Annotated in this window: 27 protein-coding genes and 1 tRNA gene; 13 read left to right on the top strand and 15 right to left on the bottom strand. The window is 58.6% G+C overall.

Annotated features, from left to right (window positions below):
• Positions 1-17 precede the first annotated feature (17 nt).
• On the top strand, positions 18-305 hold the full coding sequence (locus tag MY494_RS05515; protein ID WP_371820688.1) for a hypothetical protein: 288 nt from the start codon (positions 18-20) through the stop codon (positions 303-305).
• A gap of 89 nt (positions 306-394) precedes the next feature.
• On the opposite strand, the gene MY494_RS05510 is transcribed toward MY494_RS05515, so the two are convergent.
• Entirely contained in the window at positions 395-640 is a 246-nt protein-coding gene (locus MY494_RS05510) for a hypothetical protein (RefSeq protein WP_247911718.1), read from the bottom strand.
• A 390-nt stretch (positions 641-1,030) separates the two neighbouring features.
• Between MY494_RS05510 and MY494_RS05505 the strand changes: the two genes are divergently transcribed.
• Positions 1,031-1,240 carry a hypothetical protein gene (locus MY494_RS05505; RefSeq protein WP_247911717.1) on the top strand — a complete coding sequence of 70 codons (210 nt, stop codon included), beginning with the start codon at positions 1,031-1,033 and terminating at the stop codon, positions 1,238-1,240.
• A gap of 629 nt (positions 1,241-1,869) precedes the next feature.
• Positions 1,870-2,112, top strand: coding sequence for a hypothetical protein (locus tag MY494_RS05500; protein WP_247911716.1), 243 nt, complete (start codon positions 1,870-1,872; stop codon positions 2,110-2,112).
• Between the two features lie 374 nt (positions 2,113-2,486).
• Here the strand turns inward: MY494_RS05500 and psbA are convergent, their stop codons facing one another.
• Positions 2,487-3,566, bottom strand: a complete 1,080-nt coding sequence (gene psbA, locus MY494_RS05495) for a photosystem II q(b) protein (protein WP_247911715.1) — start codon at positions 3,564-3,566, stop codon at positions 2,487-2,489.
• Positions 3,567-3,874: 308 nt separating this feature from the next.
• Between psbA and MY494_RS05490 the strand changes: the two genes are divergently transcribed.
• Positions 3,875-4,150: a hypothetical protein gene (locus MY494_RS05490; RefSeq protein WP_247911714.1), complete on the top strand. Its 276-nt coding sequence runs from the start codon at positions 3,875-3,877 to the stop codon at positions 4,148-4,150.
• 1,017 nt (positions 4,151-5,167) lie between these two features.
• On the opposite strand, the gene MY494_RS05485 is transcribed toward MY494_RS05490, so the two are convergent.
• The 6 genes from MY494_RS05485 to MY494_RS05460 form a co-directional block, all read right to left on the bottom strand.
• Positions 5,168-6,724 carry a BCCT family transporter gene (locus MY494_RS05485; RefSeq protein WP_247911970.1) on the bottom strand — a complete coding sequence of 519 codons (1,557 nt, stop codon included), beginning with the start codon at positions 6,722-6,724 and terminating at the stop codon, positions 5,168-5,170.
• A gap of 38 nt (positions 6,725-6,762) precedes the next feature.
• Complete coding sequence (locus MY494_RS05480) at positions 6,763-7,947, bottom strand: FAD-dependent oxidoreductase (protein WP_247911713.1); 1,185 nt, start codon at positions 7,945-7,947, stop codon at positions 6,763-6,765.
• The gene (locus MY494_RS05475; protein WP_247911712.1) at positions 7,944-9,005 is read right to left on the bottom strand and encodes a Glu/Leu/Phe/Val dehydrogenase dimerization domain-containing protein; all 1,062 of its coding nucleotides are present in this window, start codon (positions 9,003-9,005) and stop codon (positions 7,944-7,946) included. The genes MY494_RS05480 and MY494_RS05475 overlap by 4 nt, the downstream gene beginning before the upstream one ends.
• A complete protein-coding gene (locus MY494_RS05470) occupies positions 9,005-10,042 on the bottom strand; it encodes a class I SAM-dependent methyltransferase (protein WP_247911711.1) in 1,038 nt (345 codons plus the stop codon). The genes MY494_RS05475 and MY494_RS05470 overlap by 1 nt, the downstream gene beginning before the upstream one ends.
• Before the next feature lie 135 nt (positions 10,043-10,177).
• The gene (locus MY494_RS05465) at positions 10,178-10,981 is read right to left on the bottom strand and encodes an epimerase (protein ID WP_247911710.1); all 804 of its coding nucleotides are present in this window, start codon (positions 10,979-10,981) and stop codon (positions 10,178-10,180) included.
• A 414-nt stretch (positions 10,982-11,395) separates the two neighbouring features.
• Positions 11,396-11,584 carry a hypothetical protein gene (locus tag MY494_RS05460; protein ID WP_247911709.1) on the bottom strand — a complete coding sequence of 63 codons (189 nt, stop codon included), beginning with the start codon at positions 11,582-11,584 and terminating at the stop codon, positions 11,396-11,398.
• Positions 11,585-11,962: 378 nt separating this feature from the next.
• Between MY494_RS05460 and MY494_RS05455 the strand changes: the two genes are divergently transcribed.
• Positions 11,963-12,184, top strand: a complete 222-nt coding sequence (locus MY494_RS05455; RefSeq protein WP_247911708.1) for a hypothetical protein — start codon at positions 11,963-11,965, stop codon at positions 12,182-12,184.
• On the opposite strand, the gene MY494_RS05450 is transcribed toward MY494_RS05455, so the two are convergent.
• The gene (locus tag MY494_RS05450) at positions 12,181-12,840 is read right to left on the bottom strand and encodes a hypothetical protein (protein ID WP_247911707.1); all 660 of its coding nucleotides are present in this window, start codon (positions 12,838-12,840) and stop codon (positions 12,181-12,183) included. The genes MY494_RS05455 and MY494_RS05450 overlap by 4 nt on opposite strands.
• A 122-nt stretch (positions 12,841-12,962) precedes the next feature.
• On the opposite strand from MY494_RS05450, the gene MY494_RS05445 reads away from it, so the two are divergent.
• Both MY494_RS05445 and MY494_RS05440 read left to right on the top strand, forming a co-directional pair.
• Entirely contained in the window at positions 12,963-13,598 is a 636-nt protein-coding gene (locus MY494_RS05445) for a TVP38/TMEM64 family protein (RefSeq protein WP_247911706.1), read from the top strand.
• A 24-nt stretch (positions 13,599-13,622) separates the two neighbouring features.
• Complete coding sequence (locus tag MY494_RS05440; protein WP_247911705.1) at positions 13,623-13,895, top strand: hypothetical protein; 273 nt, start codon at positions 13,623-13,625, stop codon at positions 13,893-13,895.
• Between the two features lie 3 nt (positions 13,896-13,898).
• Here MY494_RS05440 and MY494_RS05435 read toward each other — a convergent pair whose 3' ends face one another.
• Positions 13,899-14,084 (bottom strand): hypothetical protein, encoded by a 186-nt coding sequence (locus tag MY494_RS05435; protein WP_247911704.1) that lies wholly within the window; start codon positions 14,082-14,084, stop codon positions 13,899-13,901.
• Positions 14,085-14,156: 72 nt separating this feature from the next.
• Between MY494_RS05435 and MY494_RS05430 the strand changes: the two genes are divergently transcribed.
• Positions 14,157-14,378, top strand: coding sequence for a hypothetical protein (locus tag MY494_RS05430; protein WP_247911703.1), 222 nt, complete (start codon positions 14,157-14,159; stop codon positions 14,376-14,378).
• A 953-nt stretch (positions 14,379-15,331) separates the two neighbouring features.
• Here the strand turns inward: MY494_RS05430 and MY494_RS05425 are convergent.
• Positions 15,332-15,742: a hypothetical protein gene (locus MY494_RS05425; RefSeq protein WP_247911702.1), complete on the bottom strand. Its 411-nt coding sequence runs from the start codon at positions 15,740-15,742 to the stop codon at positions 15,332-15,334.
• Positions 15,743-15,890: 148 nt separating this feature from the next.
• On the opposite strand from MY494_RS05425, the gene MY494_RS05420 reads away from it, so the two are divergent.
• The 3 genes from MY494_RS05420 (at position 15,891) to MY494_RS05410 (ending at position 17,526) form a co-directional block, all read left to right on the top strand.
• Entirely contained in the window at positions 15,891-16,886 is a 996-nt protein-coding gene (locus tag MY494_RS05420; RefSeq protein WP_247911701.1) for a DnaJ C-terminal domain-containing protein, read from the top strand.
• Between the two features lie 67 nt (positions 16,887-16,953).
• On the top strand, positions 16,954-17,193 hold the full coding sequence (locus MY494_RS05415; protein ID WP_247911700.1) for a hypothetical protein: 240 nt from the start codon (positions 16,954-16,956) through the stop codon (positions 17,191-17,193).
• Positions 17,194-17,256: 63 nt separating this feature from the next.
• On the top strand, positions 17,257-17,526 hold the full coding sequence (locus MY494_RS05410) for a hypothetical protein (protein WP_247911699.1): 270 nt from the start codon (positions 17,257-17,259) through the stop codon (positions 17,524-17,526).
• A gap of 1 nt (position 17,527) precedes the next feature.
• Here MY494_RS05410 and MY494_RS05405 read toward each other — a convergent pair.
• Positions 17,528-17,601: transfer RNA gene (locus MY494_RS05405), tRNA-Arg, on the bottom strand.
• Positions 17,602-17,669: 68 nt separating this feature from the next.
• Between MY494_RS05405 and MY494_RS05400 the strand changes: the two genes are divergently transcribed.
• Positions 17,670-18,431, top strand: a complete 762-nt coding sequence (locus tag MY494_RS05400; protein WP_247911698.1) for a hypothetical protein — start codon at positions 17,670-17,672, stop codon at positions 18,429-18,431.
• On the opposite strand, the gene MY494_RS05395 is transcribed toward MY494_RS05400, so the two are convergent.
• Positions 18,410-18,652, bottom strand: a complete 243-nt coding sequence (locus MY494_RS05395) for a hypothetical protein (protein ID WP_247911697.1) — start codon at positions 18,650-18,652, stop codon at positions 18,410-18,412. The two genes, MY494_RS05400 and MY494_RS05395, sit on opposite strands and share 22 nt — an antisense overlap.
• Complete coding sequence (gene rsmI, locus MY494_RS05390; RefSeq protein WP_247911696.1) at positions 18,652-19,509, bottom strand: 16S rRNA (cytidine(1402)-2'-O)-methyltransferase; 858 nt, start codon at positions 19,507-19,509, stop codon at positions 18,652-18,654. The genes MY494_RS05395 and rsmI overlap by 1 nt, the downstream gene beginning before the upstream one ends.
• A gap of 22 nt (positions 19,510-19,531) precedes the next feature.
• Between rsmI and MY494_RS05385 the strand changes: the two genes are divergently transcribed.
• The gene (locus MY494_RS05385; protein WP_247911969.1) at positions 19,532-20,452 is read left to right on the top strand and encodes a 3'(2'),5'-bisphosphate nucleotidase CysQ; all 921 of its coding nucleotides are present in this window, start codon (positions 19,532-19,534) and stop codon (positions 20,450-20,452) included.
• A 36-nt stretch (positions 20,453-20,488) separates the two neighbouring features.
• Here the strand turns inward: MY494_RS05385 and MY494_RS05380 are convergent, their stop codons facing one another.
• Positions 20,489-22,621, bottom strand: coding sequence for a polyribonucleotide nucleotidyltransferase (locus MY494_RS05380; RefSeq protein WP_247911695.1), 2,133 nt, complete (start codon positions 22,619-22,621; stop codon positions 20,489-20,491).
• Between the last annotated feature and the right edge of the window lie 76 nt (positions 22,622-22,697).

Raw genomic sequence — 22,697 nt, 5'->3', positions numbered from 1 at the left:
AGCCAATGTTTGCGGGAATGTTGAGCTTTCTGTTTGCGGCTCTGTCGTTTGTTCAGGTTCCCCAGTGGGACAACGACTGGACTAAGTGCTCGGTGGCTGTCCCGGACACTGCCTGCCATTGGTATGTCGTGAACCCTGACAACACCTTTGGGAAGGGATTTAGTTGGATCACTGCGCCCAAATTGGATGTTGAGGCGCTGCAGGACGTTGCAATCCAGCACGAGGTCACTGTTCAGAGCGGTTACCAGACCACTGTTGAACTCATGGATGCTTCATCTTCAGTGAAGTACGGAGACGATTACTAAGCTGTGCCTTAATTCTCATCAAGGCAATCATTGAACGGTTGGCGCTCTAGGGTCAGCTTTGTTTGAATGAAGATGCTCATAACTTCTTGCTAATTTGAGCTCAAAATAGAAAGTTTTTGCCATGACCTGTATCGAATGCCTCGATGCATACGATTCGCTTCTTGGGTTGTGCAGTGAAAGAGAGATCGGTGGCGATCCACGCACCATTTTTCATGCTGCAAATTCCAGATGCCCCCAAGAGCATTGCGAGCTTCTGTTTGTACTTGATACAGCTCTGTTAAAGAAATCTCGACGATCACTTCCTGATCGACAGGATCAAAGGTGTATTCGGTCAAGTCGCCTCCGCACAGTTGATGCATTCATTTCCCCGGCACGCAGGCGACACGGTTGGCCTGGTTCGAATCCCTCTAGACGAACGAGCACATTTCAGTTATGGCACTGCTGAGCAGAAAATGCCATGAAAAAAATCGGCCAATACCCTTCAGAGACAGGGCCCCAGGGGTAGGCAATATTCTCTGGCAGCAGAAAAATGCACCTGCTTGCGCGTTTGAATGACATCTTGGACGGATTGCCAGGCCCTCAAGCGCAGCAACTGAGGCTCTGACTCCTTACCAAAGCATCAGGAATGAAAACTGCTCAACTCGCTTTCCTCTGCTCGGCGAGCCTGGACACCTGAATCACCCTTAGATGTGGAGGGTGGGGATCAATCGCGTGTTGATTGATCGATGGCTGCAGCAAGTATGGAGGCCTTGAACAAGAGATTGATGGATGGCTTGCCTCCAAGCAGAAAACAGCCTGCTACCGCAACAGATGGTCAGAGACCACTGGTGCAGAAGGCTGTTCAGAAGCAGACACTTGCCGCCAGTAACGCTTTGCCTGGGCTGACCACAGGTCATCACGACTGGGATCAAGGCACCTTGGCAGGCTGGAAATGACGATAGATGGATTGGACTGACTGGGCATTTGTAGGTGAATCTTCAGTGAATGATGAAACAGATCTGATATCAAGTTTGGAGTTGTGGTTGTTGCTCGACTCCCGCACGCCTCTAGGTGAGCTGATTTAGCCCAGAGCCGGGATGAATGCAGCCATTGAGCATTGATCGAGCCAAGAATTGACACAGGATTGGATGAATCGTGAATGAACTGCCTATGTAATGGACAAAAAACACACTTGTTCCCTGACGCGTCTGATGAAGCCTTGCAAGGCCAACACGTTGGAGCCGTGGAGCGCGTCAACCAGTGCCGCACGTCCACGCTGTTGAGTGGACCGAATTGTCGGACCACAGCCGCAAAAAAGCGAATGTGATTAGGCCAGAAAGCCTGATGCTCCGAGTATTTCAGCCGGACTATCCGAACTCCTGTTCTGAAAGCAGGTAGTTGGATCCATGGTGTGTCCCTTCACCTTAGCACCGCAAGCAGGGGGCGGCTGCCAGCAGTGATTCATGCCTGAGCTGTCCATCACGGTGTTCAGTGTGGCTTCGTTGCCGCAGAAGTGATGCAGAGTGATTGAGTGCTCGCATTCCTAGGGAAGCTGCACCAGCATGTCCCTACTCCGGAGCGACCCATGTTGATCAACCCGCTCTGCCCCTTTTCAGCGGCAACGATTCTTGGCTTAAAAGCAACGGTATTCCTGTTGCTCACCATGTTGATCAAGGCCAAGATCAGGATCACAGCCTTTTCAGCGCTGGGCGTCTTGTTGCTTCTGCTGCAGACCCTCGCCTTTCTTGCGGTCAGTAGTGGTTTGGCGATTGTCGTCGCCGGTGCTGGGGTCTATGCCGGTCAGCAACGCAAGGCGGCGAGAGCCTAAATCCTTTCTTAGCACTCGGATCTCTTCGTTGCTCGCTGGCGAGTCAGGACTTCCATCAGCACCCCTACGCATAGGGCATGCGATCGGTACCGGTCGGTTGTTCCATCAGCCGGCGTTGCTTGTTGAGTGGCGTTGGCAGGCCTTGGCCATCAACACTGAGGGTGCGGCTTAGACCATTTACGCGTGTCCCCAGAAGGGGGGAAGATTCCTCCCTTTTTTCTCGATAGAGACACTCAGTCGATGCGAAAGATGGAGGCCTCTTGATGGCGTTGATTAACTCCATCAAGAGGTCTGATCTTCAAAGAAGGGGAACGTCTTGAGAGGGGCAGCCTGATGAGGACTGCCCCTGAGATGAGCCACTCTTTTGGGTAATGCTACCCTTCAATGGATCGAGATAGAGCGATGTAGGACGTTTCAGATGATGCGAGATCGAGGGGGAAATTATGTGCATTCCGCTCATGGATTGCTTCAATCCCAAGGTTGCTTCGATTCAGGACGTCTGCCCAGCTGTTGATGGTTCGCATTTGGGTGTCGAGTATGGATTGGTTGAAATTGAATCCATTGAGACCGAAGGAAAAGGAAGCTACGGCCAGTGATGAGCACCAAATTCCAATGGTTGGCCATGCAAACAGAATGGCATGAATACTTCTGCTGTTATCTGATGCTGCATAGGGAAATACAAGGCGGCCAAAATATGCATGTGCAGCCACTAAATTGTATGTGGTTTCTTTCTGCCCAAATGCATAGCCGCGGTTGATTGATTCTGCTTCCGTGGTCTCTCGCACTAGGCTGCTGGTTACGAGAGATCCATGCAGTGCAGCAAGGAGTGAGCCTCCAAAAGTGCCTGCAACGGCGAGCATGTGCAATGGGTGCATGAGCACATTGTGTTCGGCCTGCAGGACCAGCATGAAATTAAAGGTGCCAGAAATCCCCAGTGGCATTCCATCGGAGAACGATCCCTGACCCATGGGATAAACAAGAAAAACAGCCATTGCTGCAGACCAGGGAGCTGAAAACGCAATGGCAATCCATGGGCGCATTCCTAGGCGGTAGCTCAATTCCCATTGGCGCCCTAAATAGGCTGTGATTGCAATGAGGAAGTGGAGGACAATGAGCTGATAGGGTCCTCCGTTGTAAAGCCACTCATCGATGCTTGTGGCTTCCCACAATGGATAAAAGTGCAAGCCTATGGCGTTCGAGCTTGGAACAACTGCGGCTGTGATGATGTTGTTTCCATCGAGCAAGGCTCCGCTGATCGGCTCTCGAACTCCGTCAATATCGACCACTGGAGCGCACAGTATTGCGAGTACAAATGCGATGGCGCTTGTCAGTGCCGTCGGGATGAATAAGACGCCGAACCAGCCGATGTAAATTCGCTGCTTCGTTGAAGTAATCCATTCCGAGAAGGCTTTGCCATTCCTGAGTAGGCGTTTCTTTGTTGTCAATGTTGCCATAAAGATCCTCCGCTGATTGGGTGTGTCTCTTTATCTCTCTCTGGTGAGAGAAGTTTTTCTAGCAGTGTTTGTTTGTTGTGGGGTGATTCAGGGAGTTGTTTATTCTCCTGCGCTTTCCCGTGAATGCCCTTGTCCAGCTTGAAAGCCTTCCCTGGCTCTTCGCGATTGATCAGCTCTTCTGCCTCTGTTCAGCAGCAGAAAAGAACCGAGCGTTCGATGTATCTGGAATCTCAATGTGGTTGAGGCATCTCTGCCATGGATCTGCTTGTTGGATCTCCACCAGTGATCAATGGTTTTAGCGTTCATTTGTGGGTAATCAGCACCGTTCAAAGATTTCGGAGCTTACTCTCCGTGATTATGCGCTCTATCGAGCCATTTGCTCTGAACTGGAAGCGCTTGAGGATACGATTCAGGTCGCCGGTGAAATTGGGCGTGATTTTCTTGAGCTTGCTGTTGCCATGCGGGACCGTCGGCTTCTGATTGAGTGGCTTCGTGAGCTCAATCTTCCTCCTAGTTCTGAATATACATATGGGGGAATTACTCCAGATCTTGAGGAGCAATTGCTCTCGCAATCTTCTGATTAGTTATTTGCCCCGGTGCTCGCCAAAAAAAGAGGGGGTTAAGCCCCTCTGTTGCCTCACCGGAGAGTCCCTCTCCGTCTTTATTCTGGCGTTGATTCACGGGAGTGAATGCGTCACTCAGGCTGCGAAACTGCTGTTAATCTGCAGTCAACTAGTGGGGCGGGTTCATGGTGCCCAGCAGGGCATATCCAGGCCAATGGCTTTTGTCATTCAGCTTGATGCCTAGCGATGAATCATTTCTAGGCATAGACCTGTGTTTGAAAGCTCGGGGTCAACAGTGCACAGTCGTCCCATGATTTCTTGATGATCGATCTCAGAGAGTGATCCGTCCCCGCGCCATTTAAGGCAGGTCGTGTTGGAGTGGGTCCTGTTTAGCCTGGATTCGATATGGAATCTTGTTAGCGAGTTCTTCATGGTATGTGTGACGGCTGGAATCATGTAATGCAAATCGATTAATCATCCTCTGGTTGGCCCTTGCGTGGATCTAGGGCGTATCTGCGGCACTTTCCGGTCTTGTCCTTGAAGTGTGCAGACGCATGCATCGGATGGTTTGGATTGCCTCTCGCGATCTCCGCCTCGGCTATCGTTCATTTTTCTTGTTTTTGCCAGCAAGACTCTGTATTGCTGTTATCTGCCGATTGCTTGGATCAGTCTTTCTATGGCGCCTTAATAACGACCCCTTTGGTTCAACCTGGGGCCTCGATCTAACGGTTGTCGCGAAGGCTGTTTAGTCCTTGCTCACCACAGCACTGACTTGTTCTGCGAAACGGTCCCATAGTCTGGAGACCTTGGATTGTTGAGCTGTGGTGCCCTTCTCCTGGCTGAATTGTCCCTGCTTTTTGGTCAACACTTCGTTGGTTAAGAGGCCCTGCTTCCTGATTTCTCTTCGCTTCTGTTGGAGGTAATCGCGAGATTGTCTAACGTTCATCGGCTGACTCTGCATGGGATTCAGGTTAGTCATTACAGGTCGTCCGGAGACTCCTTATCGCTAGCAAGGCAAAGAGCTGTTGTCATTGGGGCTTATGGCCTAGCTGTTGCTCGACTGGTGCTAGCCCACTCTCTCCAGGCCAGCCGCGGTGCGCTCCAGAGACTCAACAGCACCAGTGGTGTGACAGGAACTGCCGCGATGACGATGAAGGCCTGCAGCGCGTCAATGGACGTGCTGTCGCCCAGGCTTGTTCCGATTCGAAGCAGCACCAGGGTGAGACTGCCGATCATGAGGGCCCAGAACAATCGCAGTAACGGGGCGGGCTCGCGCTCTCCACTGACCACCATGGCCGCTGCGTAGCTCATCGAATCAGCGCTGGTGGCCATAAACAGAACCACCAGTAGGAGTCCCGTTGGGATTAACAGCCAGGCCAGAGGCAGTTGGCTGAGGATCGCCAATAAGGCAGCCGCCGCTCCGCTCATTTGAAGCGGCCCACTGATGGAACCAGCATCGGCGAGCTCCAGGGCGATTCCCGTGCCCCCCAGCAGGGTGAACCACAAATTGGTCACGAGTGGACAGAGGATGGCCACCGCCAGTACCAGCTCCCGAATGCTTCTGCCACGGCTGACCCCGGCGGTGAACAGCCCCATGAGTGGGGCATAACCCAGAAACCAACCCCAATAAAAAATGGTCCAACCGTTCAACCAGCCGGCTTGCTCGGCGTTGTTGCTCGCCAGGGCCATCGCGGGCAACTCGTTGATGTAGAGCAACATTGCACTCAGGAAATGCTGAAGCAGCCAGAGCCCTGGGCCAACCAAAAGGATTGCTGCCGCCAGCCCAAGGGTGAGTACAACGTTCAACTCAGAGAGCCATTTGATGCCGCGCTGAATTCCACTGACTGTGGAGGTGGCAAACACCGCTGTGAGCAAGATCACCACGAGGGATTGCAAACCAGCGCTGTCGCTGAGCCATGGCAGCTGTCCAGCTGCATTACTCAGTTGCAGGGAGAGAAAGCCCAGAGGGCCGACGGTGCCCGCAACAGCGGCGACGACCGAGAGCCCATCCGCGAAATCACCAACAGCTCCATCCACCCAAGCCCTTGGGAGGACCCCCACCAGCAGTGAACGAGGCCGCAGGGGCTCCCCCCGTTTCTCCAGCATTGAGAAGGTGATGGTCACTGTGGTCGCCACCAGTGCCCAAGCCAAAAACCCCCAATGCAGAAAGCTCACGGCCAGCGCCGGATCAACGGCTTCTGAGCTGCCCCCAGTGATTTGTGGGAAGTAGGGAGCTGGAGATTGGAAGTGGAACAGAGGCTCTGCGGCAGACCAGAACACCCCTCCACCCGCCAGCAGTGTGCAGATCAGGACTGCGCACCAATCAAAAAAACGAATGGTTGGTTTGGCTCCGGCTCCCCCCAGCTTCACTGATCCGATGGGACTGATCGCCAGGCCCATGGCCACGAGGAACACCGCGAGCACCAGCCACTGCCAGAGGCCACCGATGTGTTGGCTGATGATTGTTTTGCCATTGCTGGTGAAAGTCCTGGCGAGTTCCAGATCCACCGCTGCGATCAGCAGAAACAGAAGTAGTGGGATAGAACCAACCCAGAGGGGTGGCTGTTTCAGCCAGGGAACGTCCCGTGGGGTGATGTCAGGTTGTGGTTGTCTTTTGAGATCAGGCAAAACGCTTATGCAGTGACGGCAGGTCGTTGATGGCTCCAGCAGCTGACATCAACAGCTGGTTGTTGACCACTCGCGAAGCGCGCAAGGGAGTCGCCAATTAAGGGGGCAAACTTGAAGGACTGTCCTGACCCCCCGCAGAAGAGACTGATGGTTGGCGTGATGCGATCGAGAACGAAATTCACGTCCTCGGTCATTGAATAGGGGCTCATGACAGTCTCCATGCGATCTTGGATGCCCTCGAGCTCGTTGAAGAGAAATTGATCCAAGAGTTCAACCAATCGAGCTGGAGGATCCCTCTGCATCAAGCCTGGTTCATGGACACGCAGTTCCTTTGGTGTCCAATCGATTCCACACTTGATCCTGGGACGCCCATCAGGGGTGTGGCTTAAAACGGGGAAGCCGTAATAGAGGCCGCCGTCATCACCACGTTCTTGTTGAAAACAGAACCATTGGGGATAGCGATCTGCCAGCGCTGGATCGACCGTGTAATGCGCCCAAAGCATCGGCCAGATCTCAAGTTTTGGCTGTAGCCCGAGGGGGGCGAGCAGCTGTTGACTCCAGATTCCACAAGCGATCACCAGTTGATCGGCCCTGATGTGTTGCCCTTGTTTGAGGGTCACGCCGCGTCCATCAGAGTCAATGCTCTCTACAGGGGTGTGCTCCAGGAGTTGATGTCCTGCGGCCCGAGCTGTTTGGCACCAGTGCGCAATGACCCTGTCGCTGCGCACAGCTCCGGCCGTGGGTTCGAAGAGTCCTGTGAACTCATGTTTTGGCTTGAGCGGAAACCGTGCCGCGATCTCTGCCGAAGAGAGTGCTTCGTAGGGAATGCCCTGCTCATCCATGACCCGGCGGGCCCCAGGGATCGAGCCTTCGATGGTTTCCTCTTCCCAGCTTTCGCCGTAGAAGAGCAATCCATGGGTTGCCCTGAGCGGGACTCCAGCCTCTTGTTCTTCTTTCATCCACAGTTGATTTGCGGCTTGAGCCAGCTCGCAGAGCACTGGATCGGAGTACATCTCCCGGAACATCCGAGTCTCACCGAAGCTGCTGGCTTGGGCATGGGCGAGGGTCTTTGCTTCAAGCAGCAGGACATCGGTGATTCCTTGTCTCGCTAGGGCAGCGGCAGAACTGAGGCCGGCCATGCCTCCACCCAGGATCAGGACGCTGACGCTCTTGGGGACGGTGGATGTCATGGATCATGCCTTCCTCTGAAGCTCAGACCAATCGGTCGTCCCTCAGAGCCTGCGGCGACGGTGCCCAGGGCTGTGTGTGCTGATGCTCCTCTCTTGCGCTGTTGCAAGTACTCATCAGAGCGGTTACGGATTTCCTCGCGTACAAAGGAATAGACCGCATCCGCTTCAGCTTGCCGCCAGCTATCTGGAGAGAAGCGCTCGATTGAGTCGGCGATGACCGCGCCTGCATTGACCAGGGGGTCGGGCAGTACAGGAATTGCTCGTTGGCGCAGCTCCTCAGCGAGATGGGCCTCATGAAATGGAGCATTGGCAGCCGGCACCACGGCTCTGGCACGCAGCGCTTCAGTCATGTCTTGATCAATCAGCCTGGAGATTGAACAAGGAAGCAGCAGATCAAGGTCCAATTCCCACCATGAACAATTTGCGGGAAGTGGGGTGGCTCCACGGAATCTGGCGCGGTCGCGATAGTGATCCATTGTGAACACCGTCCAGCCGTGATCCACCAGAGAGCGGGCCACCGTTCCACCCACCGCTCCGCAGCCATGCACCAGAGCCCGACCTGGTTCGGCTGTTGCCAGCGTCTCGCCCAAGACGGCCTCCACGGCACCAAGCGTCCCATGGGCTGTTGCCGCACTCGCATCGATTGGACTGCCGACTGCGGCCAGGACATGGGGCGTGAGCGTCGTTAGACGCTCCATGTCCTCCAGGGTTGTGTTGAGATCACACCCAGTCACCATCGCTCCATCCAGGGACTCAAGGAGTGTTGCGGTGACTCCAATGAGCTCGTCTTTGACGGCGTCGAGATCGGCCGCGCGCGCCACAATTTTTCCGCCCGCGAAGCCGGTGCCGTAGAGATCGTGTTTGTGTGTCATCAGTGCTGCGAGCCGTCGACCATCGGCGATGCAGGCGTCATCGCTGGAGTACGGAAGTAGCCGAAGCCCGCCATTGGCGGGGCGACCCGGGTGGGTCGTCTCTCCAACAATGAAGACCGAGAGGTGCGGCGAGACATGCTGCGACAGCACCGACACATCCGGCGGCGCTGTTGTCGATAACACCATCAGCCCACGCGCTCCATCATTTGGTGGTGCTCGACGTAGTCGAGGCTCCACTCATCCGGTGCTTCCGCGATGCGTTTCTCCAATCGCTGGTAAACCATGTCAGCGGCTTGAGTACCGGCCGCGTTGGCGAAGCTGTGGCGACTCCAGCTGCGAATGGTCGCCATGAGTCCCGCTGCGAAGGCGGCCGTATCACCGTTCTCTTTCCACCGGCGCCGGTACGGGCACTTCACATAGACGGTGCGTTGGTCGACGAGTCGCAGCCCATTTCGATGGGCGGGAGAGTTGGGATCCTTCAGAGGAGCCATGAATTCCTCGGGGGACTTGTAGAAGTTGTTGACCGTGCCGCTGCGGTACTGCTCCTCGCTGATCAGCTTCTCTTCGGCCATACCTCGCCAGATCTCGTGAAGTTGGTCGTGAACATTCCTGGTTTCACCTCCGTTCTCTCCGAGGTAGAGCCCCTGCTCATCGCGCGAGAGGTTGACCGTTAGCAAGCGCCCCCCGACCTTGAGCTCGCGGCTGCGGAGCTCAAGGATGTGATTCCAGTCCTTCATGGCTTGGGCCTTGAAGCGCTGGAGAGCTTCGTCATCTCCTGAGGCCAAGACGTGTGTGTGGGTGTTGAGGGGCCCCGGCGAGGCACTCAGCCAGTGCATTGCCGTGGCTGAAAAGCCAAAACTGACCGTCTCAGGGGCGACGGATGGTTCATAAAAACTGCGGGCACTCACGAGCACCGTCGGCTTGGGTGGCCTTGGGATTTGCAGGGCCAGGTTGTCTGCGAGTGCTTGGTTGTCGTTGCTGGGTAGATCGTTGCCGATCAGCGTGAGGTGTGCATTGGGGTGGTTGGCATGAAGCCGGTCCAGCACCTTTTGCCAGAGCCCGACGGCCGTTCCTCCGTCGGCAGCGCCGTAGTCGATCAGGATGTAATGGCGATCGCCCGCCAGGCTGTCCACACAGCTCAATGCCCAGTCAGAAGCAGCTTCAATGCAAAGCAGAGCCCCCTCAGTCTGTGAGCTGTAGCCCGTGGTCATCGCAATGGCCATCGATTTCAACAGCACCTGGAATCAACGTACAACGTCAGAAATCAGTGCTTTGAAGCATTCATTCAGCCTTGATTTTGATTAAATATTCTTTCTTGAAATGTTTTTCTCAGTGGAATTTATTTCTGACCTTTTTGATCAGGAATGCGCTTTCACCCGTGGGCTGAGGTCTGACCTCTGCAATGTCTGTCGGTGCAACATCGATGGAGAGTGAAAAGAAAAGCCTTGGCGCTTGATTTTTGCGTTGGAGACCACAGCGTTGACCACGCGAGCACCCCGTGGTGCACCGCACCAAATCACAGGGGGTAGGCCAATGTGTTCGCAAATGGCATTGGAGAGCTCCCTTCTGCTCAGGCGCATGTCATCGACCAAGTTGAAGGTGCCGTTTAAATCGCGATCCCAGGCAAATTGAACGCCTCGGGTGATGTCGTCAAGGTGAGTCCAGGCCGGAATGTGATCACCATCGCGAGCGATGCGTTGACCAGCGGCGTCCTTGACGAGTGAGACCATGTCACGGCCAGGGCCATAGATGCCTCCTAGGCGGAGAGTGCAGATGGTTGTGTTGCCACCCTGAAGCCCTTGAAGCGCCAGCTCAGCGTTGATCAGTAGGCGGTTGATGGGATGGCTGATGTCAAGCGGCGATCCTTCGCTCACGGTTTGACCGCCCTGGTCTCCAAAAACCCCAACTGTGCTGATGTAGGTGATGTGCAGTGGTTTCTGCTCTGGACGCTGCCGAAGAGCCTGAACCAGGTTGCTGATTCCCTTGGAGAAAACCTCCTCGTAGCTCTCGTCTTTCCGTGTTGGCGCAACGCTGATCAGGAGGCCGTCGAGTTGGTCGATGAAGCTGAAGTCCGCCTGGTCAGAGGCGATGTTGAGCAGCGCTGGCGTAACACCCAGGTTTTTCAGTGCTTCAAAGCGAGACCGATCTCGGGTGGTCGCCAAAACGTCATGGCCGCCCAGTCGAAGTCTCTTGCAGACCGCGGATCCCACGTAGCCACAGCCGATAACACCAAAGCGCTGAGGCAAAACGAAGCGGTGCTTTTACAAAATTTTACAGAGCGCCCCTCGTCGGCGTGGCTGCTGTTGGCCCCCACCGGCTTCGGTGAACCGAACCCTGTGGAGGTCACGCCCTGGCGGTGCCGTTCACGAGGCTGAAGAGAGTTCCGGGATTGGTATGGACCGTGTGGAGCGGGAGAATTGGCTGAAAATTGCCACCAGGCTTGACCAGTCCGATTCGGCGGAGACTTGGTTTTGCGCCCGAGCAAAAGCGATTGCTGAGGGTCGTCCTGATCCCTTGGCTGAGCTTGGTCGGTTCCGCTCTTGATCGTTATGGGTGAGCCTGCCGGCGCTCCAGACCTACAGGTCTGCTCGAATCTCGCCGTTTTCGTTGAGATACTCCGCGATGAGCGGAGAGGGCTCCTCGCGGTTTAAGGCTTCCAGCTCACGTTCGATGTTGCTCTGCATCTCTTTGTTTTGGTTGGCCTTGGCAATCGCCAGGACGCGCTCAAGCCGGATCTGCTCGCTCTCTTTCCAGGCTTGATCCACTGCAGGGCCTCGTCGGTGACTCATCCTTGCGCCCATGGCAATGGCGAAGGGCGCGCCATTGATAAGCCACGCCTATTGAGGGGGTTTGCGGGCTTGATCTCGCTTGATGCTTTTCCCTGTGGTCTTTAGATTTCCTTCATGAGAATTGCGTCGAGCCCCGTCCAGGGGCTCTTTTTTTGTCTGTCAGCCGGCTTGGGGCGGCTGGCTGATCAGGCGCTGAACGACTTTGTTGCAGGCGGATTGGCTGTCCCTCTGGACCCGGGTCATGACGCTCGGGGTTGGTGCTGGTCTTGCGAGTCCTGTCTTTTGCGGGAGAGGCTCTGCCTGTTGGGCCACCAATGAGATGCTCGATGGCGGTTTCGCTTGCCCCTTCGGACGATGGATGAGCAATTGGCTCGAATCGCATCTCAGCTGAACGATGCTGCTGCCTTTGTGACTCCGGAGGTGATTCGTGCCGGACGCAAGAGCGCTGCAGGTGCTGAGGCCTTGGTTGCAATTGAGTACGCAATCAACACGATGGGGAAAGCGCTTGTGTTGACCGACCTCAGCATTGACCCTGAACAGGATGCTGAGGTCCTTCGGAAATTCAGGCAGGGCTAGTCCTCGGGATAGCTCGGGACGAGTTGGTTGGCTGCGTCGTACCTGCGGGTAATGGACTGTGGGCCCCAGCTCCAGGTTGTTGCTTGCTGTTCAGGTGTATTTGAGATGGCAACGCTTAAACCCAAGGGTGCGCCATTGCTGAGTACCTCAAGCTTCAGGCCATGGCTTTGGCTTGATTCCTGCAGGCCGAGAGGGTGGGGAGAGGCCAGCGTGATGGGGGGTTCAGTGGATTCCTCTCTCCATTCGATGATGACGACGATTGATCCCAGCCAGGATCGGCTTTGGCGGATCACTGCTCTGCGGCGCTCCTGCGGTCTGCAAAGGCAGAACTCGGTGGTCCAAAACTCTTGGGTCAGGTATTGCGGGCCAAGAGACCAGTGACCACCCGGCTCAATTTGCATCGATTCGGGGATGTCTCGGAAGGCAGACCTTGCAATCTTTCCTGACTGCTTGTAGGTCAAATTGGCCTGAATCAGATCGTTGCTCTCGAACACGCTGAGATGGCATGGAAAACGTTCGAGCTCCCGTCGGTTGCTCCCGATGCGGATGAAAATGCTTTCCCATTCTCCGCTGTTGTATTGAACTAGGTTGCCTCTCTGCTTTTCTATACGGCTCGATCTTGGCTCTTCGTTGTGCATCAAGGGCTGGGCGTTCAATGAATGAGCAAGGGATTCTTCAATACAGAGAGTGTCGCTGCTGCCCTCCTCTTTGGTTGTTGTGAAAAAATCCTAGGGTCTTTGCTGGTTGAGGTGTTTTGAGGGTTCTGGCCTATCGCCGAGTGCTGCTTGGAGTCTTAATCCTCTCGGGGTTTGTCGGCGTAACGCTGTTGGCTCAGGCCCACCTCATGCCTCCGATCCGGCAGGCGGTAGAGGCGATGGGGGTTTGGGCTCCCCTCGGGATCATGCTTCTTCGCGGATTGAGTATTGTTTTGCCTGCTTTGCCGAGCACGGCCTACTCGCTCTTGGCTGGGGCTCTGCTTGGATTTAAGACTGGTTTTTTAACGATTGCAGTCACCGATCTCATTGCGTGCCTGATTGCCTTTTCGCTGGCTCGTTATTGGGGAAGAGGGCCTGTTCGTCGGTTGGTTGGGGATAAGGCGATGTCGGTTGTTGAGCGTTTTAGTGGGTCCAGGCTCGAGTCCAATTTCTTTTTGATGACGGGTCTTTTGATGACCGGATTCTTTGATTTTGTGAGTTATGGCTTGGGTCTGGCGGGGACATCGCTGCAGCGTTTCATGCCCGCCTTGGTTTTGAGCGTTGTGGCCAGTGATCTGCCGATCGTGGCCCTTGGTGCGGGCGTCTTTGATGGTGGGAAGACAACTCTGGTTGCTTCGATTGTGGGTGTTTTTCTGTTGGCTTTGGTGCAGGGCAAGGTTCGCCGCCGGTTTGCTGCGCTGAAACAGCTCAAGGGTTGAGTGTTCGTTACTTGTTGTTGATCAATGGCAGCGATGGATCCAATCAAGCATTCACTTGAGTCCTCATTTGAAAGTGAGAAACTCGTTCGTTGGATTAACGACTGCACGGAGTTGGAAGCGCTACGCGAGATGGCTCTCTTGCTGGTTCAGCAGCTGGCTCAGCAGAAAGCGGCTCGCGCCTGGATGGCTTCCCGTGCGTCTGAGTCTGAAAATTCCAAGCTGGAGATGTTGGCCGAGCTGATCCGTCGCTCTCAAGACTCCTCTGATCAAAGTCCTGATCAAAAGGATCCCTCTTGAGGTTCAGGAGCCGCTCGTGTCCTTTTTCTTGAGCACGCAGCCAGCGACTCCGCAGACCACTTCGTAGGCCTCTTGGCTCTTCTGGCTAATCAGTTTTTTGGTGTAGGCCCGTTTGGAGTTCCCCTGGGTCAGGCGGTCCATTGATTGAATCAGGCGCTTTTTGATTAAGCGCAGTCGCTGAAGGGCCATGGATCGGGCTGCATCCATTCCACATCTAGCGCCTGCTTGCCCCAGGTGGCTGCGGCTTCACTCTGCTGAGGGGTGCTCCTGGGCATTTCTCAGTTCAACCGCCAGTTCCTGCAGGCCAAAACCGGCCAGGGCCAGGAGTATCACGAGCCCTGCGAGTCCAAGGAGTCCGTCTTCCACCGCATCGCTTCGACTGGTTCTGTCGTAGCCATCTGCGCCCGCTGCGGCCACCCGCTCTCGATGGCCCGCGTTTGGATTCGCTTCTTTGCATTGGCCGGATTGGACCAGCGTTCCTAGACCGGGGGCACAAGCCTCAAGGGGTTGCACCCGTGTTTCATTCCCCCCACGCTGTACCGGCCCATGGCACCCGAGGAGATCTCCACCTCGCTTCCTTGCGCTGCCAACTGCAATTCCATTGTTCTGGGTGTCGCTACGTCAAAGGTGATCCGAGTTGCCACGGGTTCTGCAGCTTGCACGGGGCACTCTTGACTCCCCACTCCCAGTTCTGGCAGGCCTGCAACGGACGTTTCAGCAAGCCGGTTCTGGTCTAGGGGCGGCTGAAATCAGCCATCCACTCTCGATCTGAACGGACTGGGAGGCAATGGGCATTAACCCCGATTGCTCTTGACATTGCTTCCTCCGATGCTGGGCCCATCGATCTCGGAGGCGGATGTGACCGACACTCCACCGAACCAGTCCTGAGGAGCGAGCTGACCGAAGGCCCCTGCTCCAACAGTCTTCTACCGCTTGTGAGCGGGTCGTCAGATTGGACACAGAGTGAGCGTCTGATCTGTCGGCACTCCGTCTGCATCGCCTGAGGTGCCCTGGGAGAACCCACCGCTCGACACCTGGACCCTTGGCCCCAGGTGTGCCTCCTTCAGAAGCTCCGACCCACACGATCTCTCGAAGCCGGTGCCATTGGGTGCCGGCTTTGTTGTTGGGGGGTCAAAACTTCCCCAGCTCCCGCCGCTGACGTGGCCTCTGAGGTGCTGGGGTGTTTGCCGCGGGCTGGGGCGTTGGATTGGCTCTGGCTTGGGGCTCCGTTGTTGGGATGGCAGAGGTGCAGCGGTTGTCCTTTAACGCCAGCACCAAAACAGCCACCGATAAGAGCGACACCGCAACCGCATTGGCGACGTGGAATTTCATGGGCTGGCGCAGCCAAGTCAAGACCTCCTGTTCAGCATGGAGATGAATGCCAAGTTGTGCCGCGCCAGAGCCGCAAAAGGCTTCTTGGGTCAGCTCGCTGGTGACTAGGAGCCCTGGAAGCCGCTCCAGACCTCCAGTTCTTCCAAGGTCATGACACCTTCACGGCGCTCCTCCTTGTAGTCCCAGGTCGGGTAGGCCCTGACCTTGGCGGCCATGCAGCGTTTGCGCCCCTCCTCTTCTTTGTCGCATTCGACATAGGGCAGGAGTTCCATGGCCTCGACGCCAAAGAGCTCTTTCTGCGTGTTGCAGTGGGGACACCACCAGGCCCCATAGACCAGAAATCCCTGGCTCTGCAGGTGCTTGGCCAGTTGTTTTTGCCGCGTTGTCGACGCGCTGGCGGCTGCGGGTTGTTCCTCTGCCGCCTGGGCCGAGGGCACCAGCGCCGGCGTGGTGATCAGCAGCCCCAGGCTGAGGGCCAGGCGCCCGATGACTTGGACGCTGCGAAGGCCGGCCATGGCTTGCTTTGGAGGTGTTCGCCGCACCTTAAGGGTGATGCCGGGTCTGTTCACGCGTTCGGCCTTCCGCCTGTTTTGCCCCTCGCTCAATCAGCCCCGAGGCTGGGACACTTGAGGTGCCGTTGATCGTTCCTCCCCAGCTGCTGCGATGAGCGCCAACGGTTACCGCGACTATTTCAAAGTTCTGGGCGTTGAGCGTGGTGCCGATGCGGACACGATCAAAAAGGCCTTCCGCAAGTTGGCGCGCCAGTACCACCCGGATGTGAACCCCGGGGATCAGGGCGCTGAGGCGAAGTTCAAGGAAGTCAGCGAGGCTTACGAGGTCCTCTCGGATCCCGATAAGCGCCGGCGTTACGAGCAATTTGGGCAGTACTGGAGTCAGGCGGGTGCGGGCCCGGGCCCCGGCGGCGTGGATGTTGATTTTGGCCGCTACGGCAATTTCGACGACTTCATCAATGACCTCCTCGGCCGCTTCGGGGGGCCTGGGGGCGGAGCTGGTGGATTCCCCGGCGGTGGATTTGGTGGAGCCCCCGGCGGCTTCAGTGGATTTGGTTCTGGTTTCCCCGGCGGCTTCCCCGGCGGCCCCGGTCGTCAGGCCGCGCCGGTGAATCTCGATGCCGAGGCCAGCATTTCCCTGTCGTTCTCGGAGGCCTTCCGTGGCTGCGAGCGCACCCTGGCGGTGAATGACGAGCGCGTTCAGGTCCGGATCCCCGCCGGCGTGAAGCCGGGCAGTCGCCTCCGCCTGAAGGGCAAGGGGAACCTGCAGCCTGGAACGGGACGCCGGGGTGATCTCTATCTGACCCTCCAGGTCCAGGACCATCCGGTCTGGACCCTCGATGGAGATCAGCTCAAGGCGGATCTTCCCCTCAGCCTCGATGAGTTGGCCCTTGGTGGGGAGGTGCGTGTGGCCACTCCCGATGGTGAAGCCACCGTGACGGTGCCCCCGGCGATGGCCGTCGGCCGGAGTCTTCGCCTCAAGGGCAAGGGTTGGCCGGCTAAAGGAGGACGTGGTGATCTGCTGCTCAGCCTCAGCTTGAAGCAACCGGCCCGCTACAGCGACCAGGAGCGTCAGCTGCTCGAGCAATTGCGGGCTGCCCGCAGTTCTGATCCACGCGCGGACTGGATTACCGCGGCTCGTCTGTAACTAAGCCCCCCGATTGCTCGGTCTCTGTGGCCACCTGTGGCAGGGTTCGCCAAGCACTGCATTGGCTGTGAAGCGTCTTCTGCTGGGCTGTTTGGTCTGGGCGTCCATGCCAGCTGCCATGGCCTATGAGGCCTGGTTGGTCCGTTCCACCTTTGAGCCCCACAAGATCGGCCCCAAGGACGTGGCGGTCACCAAGGTTCCGATGCCGACCCTCAAGGGCTGTATCGAAACGGGTCGCCGCTGGGTCGCGGCAGCACCCAGTGACGGCAAGACATCTCGTGGATTCGACTGCATCCCCTACCGCTAGTGGCGAGGCTCCGCCCCTGAGGCCCCACTGGTGTAGATGTGGGGCTCAACCAGAGCGGGATTGATGGCTGCCAAGCGCCGGAAACTCAACAAGGAGATGGAGGCGGAGATGGTCGTCGCTCAGAGAAGAGTTGAGTTGATGACAGCCAAGATCCGAGATATCCGCGACGAAGATATTCAGAACGAATTTGCCCAGGCCTTTGCTCAGGTGCATGCCTCGCTGGCCCATCTGATTGAGGCCTATCGACTCAAGGGCTTCTGCGAAGAAACCGAGGGCACCCTCGCCCTCTACAACGGCCTGATGGCGCGTTTCGAAGAGGAGTACGAGCTCTAGACGCCCCCTGTTGGATTCGAACCAACGACCGGCTGCTTAGAAGGCAGCTGCTCTATCCAGCTGAGCTAAGGGAGCTTGGATCTGACGCATTGTGCCAGCTGAGCTAGAGCTTCTATGGTGGTGTGCTGGACGTCAAAGTCGTAATGCCCGCTCCACGGCTGACAGAAAGCCAAAAAGAGGAGCTGGTCGCTCGTTACCGCCAGGGTGAAACCGCCCAGGCCCTGGCCGCGAGCTATGGCTGCAGCCCCAACACGGTCAGCCGCGTCCTGAAGGCCGGGATCGATCCCGATGAGCTGGCTGCGCTGAAGAAGCAATCCCGCAGCCGCTCTGCCGCCAAACCGGTCGAAGCTGTTGCCCAAGCGATCGAAATACCTGCGCCTGATCCGCTGCTTGAGGCTGAGCCCGTCAGCAGCGAAGTGGAGATTGCTTCCGATTCAGACGCCGCCGATGACGATGACGAGCGCGTCGGCGTTCTGGCCATCGACGACGCCGATGACTTCGGCGATGACGGAGAGGAGGAGAACTTCGACGACGGCGATGACAGCTCCGACGCAGCGACTCTCGGCGGTGCACCAGCGGCTGAGCTGATTGATCCGATTCCCCTGCTTCCTGGCCTGCTGCCCAGCAGCGTCTACATGCTGGTGGACAAGGTGGTGGAGCTTCAGGCCAAGCCCCTCAACGAATTCCCTGAGCTGGGTTCTCTGCCGGAAGCCGAGCAGGCCCGCCAGGCCCTCATGCTTTTCACCAACCCCCGCCAGGCCAAACGGCAGTGCGGCCGCAGCCAGCGGGTGATCAAGGTGCCCGACAGCGACGTGCTCCAACGGCGCTCCTCCTACTTGGTGGCTCAGGGCATCACCCGATTGGTGGTGGAAGGCGGCCTGCTCTATTCCCTCTCAGAAGCCTGATCGCCGCCCGGCAGCAATAGAGCGGTCGCGGCGCCGCCACTGATGACGCCAAGCACCAGTGAAACCCCCAGTAGGAATCCGGTCGGGAGCTCAGCCGTGCGGCCAAACCCCAGGTTCAGCCGCGTCCGTTGATCCAGGTTCTGGGCCCCCAGGCACAGGATCAGCAGTAGCAGCACCCCGCCTCCAAGGCTGGCCAGAAGCAAGCGCAGGCGCAGCAGCATCAGGGGGTGTCGTCGTCTTGATGCAGCAAAGCGTAGAGCTCACGTTTGGCGATGCCCGTGCTGCGGGCCAGTTGGCGAGCGGCATCGTTGCTGCTGAGCCCACCGCTGACCAAGGCCTGCAGCTGCTTCCGTAGATCGGCATCGCTGGGCCGCTCAGCAGCGTTGATCTCAGCTCCGTCGAGGACGAGGGTGAATTCGCCCTGGGGAGGGTGCTGCCGGAAGTGCTCCAGGGCAACCGTCAGGGTCGGGCCCACCTGCTCCTCATGGCGCTTGGTCAATTCCCGGGTCACGGCCACCGGGCGATCCCCCAGGAGTTCCAGCAGGTCCTCGAGCACCGCCAGCAGGCGGTGGGGGGCCTCGTAGAAGACCAAGGTCCGCTCCTCCTGAGCCAAGGCCTGGAGCCGCGCCCGGCGTGCTGTGGCTTTGGGCGGCAGGAAGCCTTCAAAGCAGAAGCGTCCGCAGGGCAGCCCACTGCTCACTAGGGCGGTGGTGGCGGCACAGGGCCCGGGCACGCAGATCACGGTGCGCCCTTGGCTGCGGGCTGCCGCCACCAGTTCCTCGCCGGGGTCGGAGATGCCTGGTAGGCCGGCGTCGCTGATGACAGCAATTGCCTCTCCGCTCTCCAAGGCCTCCAATAATTCCGGGATCCGGGTGGCTTGGTTGTGCTCGTGGAAGCTCACCAAACGGTTCTTGATGCCCAGGTTGTGCAGCAGCAGGCCGCTGCGGCGGGTGTCTTCGCAGGCGATCCGATCTGCCCCGGCCAGCACGGTTTTGGCCCGGGGGGAGAGATCTCCGGTGTTCCCGATCGGTGTGCCCACCAGGTAGAGCACGCCTGCAGCGGGTTCGGCGCCCTGCATCAGAATGCTCCTTTGCCCTTCCATGATGCCCGCCGCTGCCTGCTTTCCCCCTGGCATCGAGGAGAAGCAGCTGTTGGCGGACCTGCGTCGACTCTGCTGGGGTGCTGCGGATATCTTGCTGGCTTATGGCCGCGGTGAGCAGCCCCCCTATGGCTTTCCCAAGGCCCTGAGTGTTGATGACGGGGGCGAGGGCCCCGTCAGTGCGGCGGATCTGGCTGTGAACCAGTGGCTGCTCGAGGGGCTGGCCAAGGCCTATCCCGAGGCCGGTTGGACGCTCCTTAGCGAGGAGACCGCCAAGGAGCAACTCACCGCAGGCGAGCCCCTCGATGCCGAGTGGCTCTGGATCCTGGATCCCCTCGATGGCACCAAGGATTTTCTGCAGGGCACCGGCGAGTACGCCGTGCACCTGGCGCTGGTTCACCGCGGTGAGGCCGTCTTGGGGGTGGTGCTCCAACCGCTGCTGGAGGACCTCTGGTTTGGTCTGGTGCCCCAGGGCCGGGCTTGGAGGGAGAACCGCGCTGGTGAGCAGCAGCCCGCCCAGCTCAGTTCCCGCCAGGCCCTTGGGGAGATGGTGCTGGTGGCCAGCCGCAACCACCGGGACCAGCGGCTGGAGCAGCTACTGGAGGCTCTGGCCCTGGGCGACACCAAGGCCATCGGCAGCGTTGGCGGCAAGGTCGCCACGATCCTGCGTGGCGAGACCGACGTCTACATCTCACTGTCGGGCAAGAGTGCCCCGAAGGACTGGGATATGGCGGCGCCGGAGGCCGTGCTCAAGGCTGCCGGCGGGGCCTTCACCCATGCCGACGGTGAACCGCTCCGCTACAACACCGGCGACGTGCGTCAGGCCGGTTGCCTGATTGCCAGCCACGGCGTCAGCCACCAAGAGCTCTGCGCAAAAGCGGCCGAGGCGATGGGCCGCATCGATCCGGGGTTTGCCGTTTAGGCATGAAAAAAGCCCCCTTTCGGGGGCTTGGCTGGATCAGGCCTGAGCCGGTTCGTCCTGTTGGGGAACACCCCGCAGGGTGAGGTTGATGCGGCCGCGGTTGTCGATCTCGCGGACGCGGACGGTGACGTGGTCACCCACCTTCACCACGTCTTCCACCTTCTCAACGCGGGCTTCGCTGAGCTGGGAGATGTGGATCATGCCTTCCTTACCGGGCAGGATCTCGACGAAGGCGCCGATGGGGATCACGCGGGTGACCGCACCGCTGAAGACCTCGCCTTCGGAGACGCGACGGGTGAGGCCTTCGATGATGCGCTGGGCTTCCTCAGCCGCTGCACCGTCGTGGCTGGCGATCGTGACGATGCCGCCGTCCTCGATGTCGATCTTGGTGTTGGTGCGCTCGGTGATGCCCTTGATGGTGCGGCCGCCGGGGCCGATCACGGTGCCGATCAGCTCGGGATCGATCCGGAAGCTGAGCAGGCGAGGGGCGTGGGGGCTCAGGACATCGCGGGGCTTGTCGATCGCCGAGAGCATCTTCTCGAGGATGTGCAGACGGGCCGGGCGGGCCTGGTTGATGGCCTCAGCCACGGTCTTCACTTCGAGACCGGTGATCTTCATATCCATCTGAAGGGCGGTGATGCCCTTCTCGGTGCCGGCCACCTTGAAGTCCATGTCGCCGAGGAAGTCCTCGATGCCCTGGATGTCGGTGAGGATCCGCACCTCAGAGCCTTCCTTGATCAGGCCCATGGCGGCACCGCTCACGGGGGCCTTCAGGGGCACGCCGGCATCCATCAGGGCCAGGGTGCTGCCGCAGACCGAACCCATGGAGGTGGAGCCGTTGGAGCTCAGGCATTCCGAGACGACCCGCAGGACGTAGGGGAAGCTCTCCTTGCTGGGGAGGACGGGAATCAGGGCCCGCTCCGCCAGGGCGCCGTGGCCGATTTCGCGGCGGCCGGGGCTGCGCATCGGGCGGGTTTCGCCGACGGAGTAGGGGGGGAAGTTGTAGTGGTGGAGGTAGGTCTTCTCGTTGGACGGGTTCAGGTCGTCCATCTCCTGGGCGTCGCTCGGGGTGCCGAGGGTGGCGCAGGAGAGCACCTGGGTCATGCCGCGCTGGAACAGACCGGAGCCATGCACGCGCTTGGGCAGCACGCCGGCGGCGGCGCTGATCGGACGCACCTCATCGAGGTTGCGGCCATCGACGCGCTTGCCGTCCTTGACGATCTGGGCGCGCATCAGCTGTTTGGTGAGCGCCTTGTAGTTGTTGCCCAGGGCCTTGCCATTGCTGCTGACGGCTACCTTCACGGCGTCGTCGTCCTTGAGGCCGCTGATCTTCTCGGCCACCTGGGCCTTGATGGCATCGAGCTGCTGGTCGCGCTCGGCCTTGGTCAGGGTGAACTGCTTGAGGACCTCGCCGATGCCTTTGCTGCATTCCTTCTCAAGGAAGCTGGGCAGGGTGGCGTCGACGGTCTGGGCCTCGGGGAGGACCTGCTCGATGCCGAGCTCCTTGAGCAGGTTCTGCTGGACCTTGATCAGTTCGCAGACCGCCTCGTAACCGAAGTCAATCGCTTCGATGACGTCCTGCTCGGGCAGCTGGTTGGCGCCCGCCTCGACCATGATCACGCCCTGGGGGGTGCCGGCGACCACCAGATCGAGCTCGGAGCGTTCGATCTCGCGGTAGCTGGGGTTCAGGATGAAGTCATCACCCAGCAGACCCACCCGCACGGCGGCCATGGGGCCGTTGAAGGGGATCTTGGCCAGCAGGGTGGCCAGTGATGCACCGGTCACGGCCAGGACATCGGGCGGAACCCGCTCATCCAGGGACATGCAGGTGGCGACGACCTGCAGGTCGTCCCGCAGCCAGCTGGGGAACAGCGGGCGCATCGGGCGGTCAATCAGACGCGCGATCAGGGTGGCGCGCTCGGGAGGACGGCTCTCGCGGCGCATAAAGCTGCCGGGGATGCGACCAGCGGCGTAGAGGCGCTCCTCGTAGTCGCAAATCAGCGGCAGAAAATCGATGCCCTCACGGCCGCCGGAGCGGGTGGCAGTGACGAGAACAGAGGTATCTCCGCATTCGACCATCACGGAACCCCCGGCCTGCGGGGCGAACCGACCTGTGGTCAGTCGGATCTCCCGACCATCGAAGGAGACCGACTGAGTGTGACCTTGCACGTGGGCTTATGTCTTGTTTGTTGTCAAGACCAATTCTTGCATCTGAGCCCAAAGACTTGCGGAAAACAGGCGCAAT

The sequence above is a fragment of the Synechococcus sp. A10-1-5-1 genome, from assembly GCF_023115425.1.
In the GTDB taxonomy this organism is placed as follows: Bacteria; Cyanobacteriota; Cyanobacteriia; order PCC-6307; family Cyanobiaceae; genus Vulcanococcus.
The sequence above is the reverse complement of the archived record's forward strand: the minus strand, read 5'-3'. Positions and strand labels throughout refer to the sequence as shown.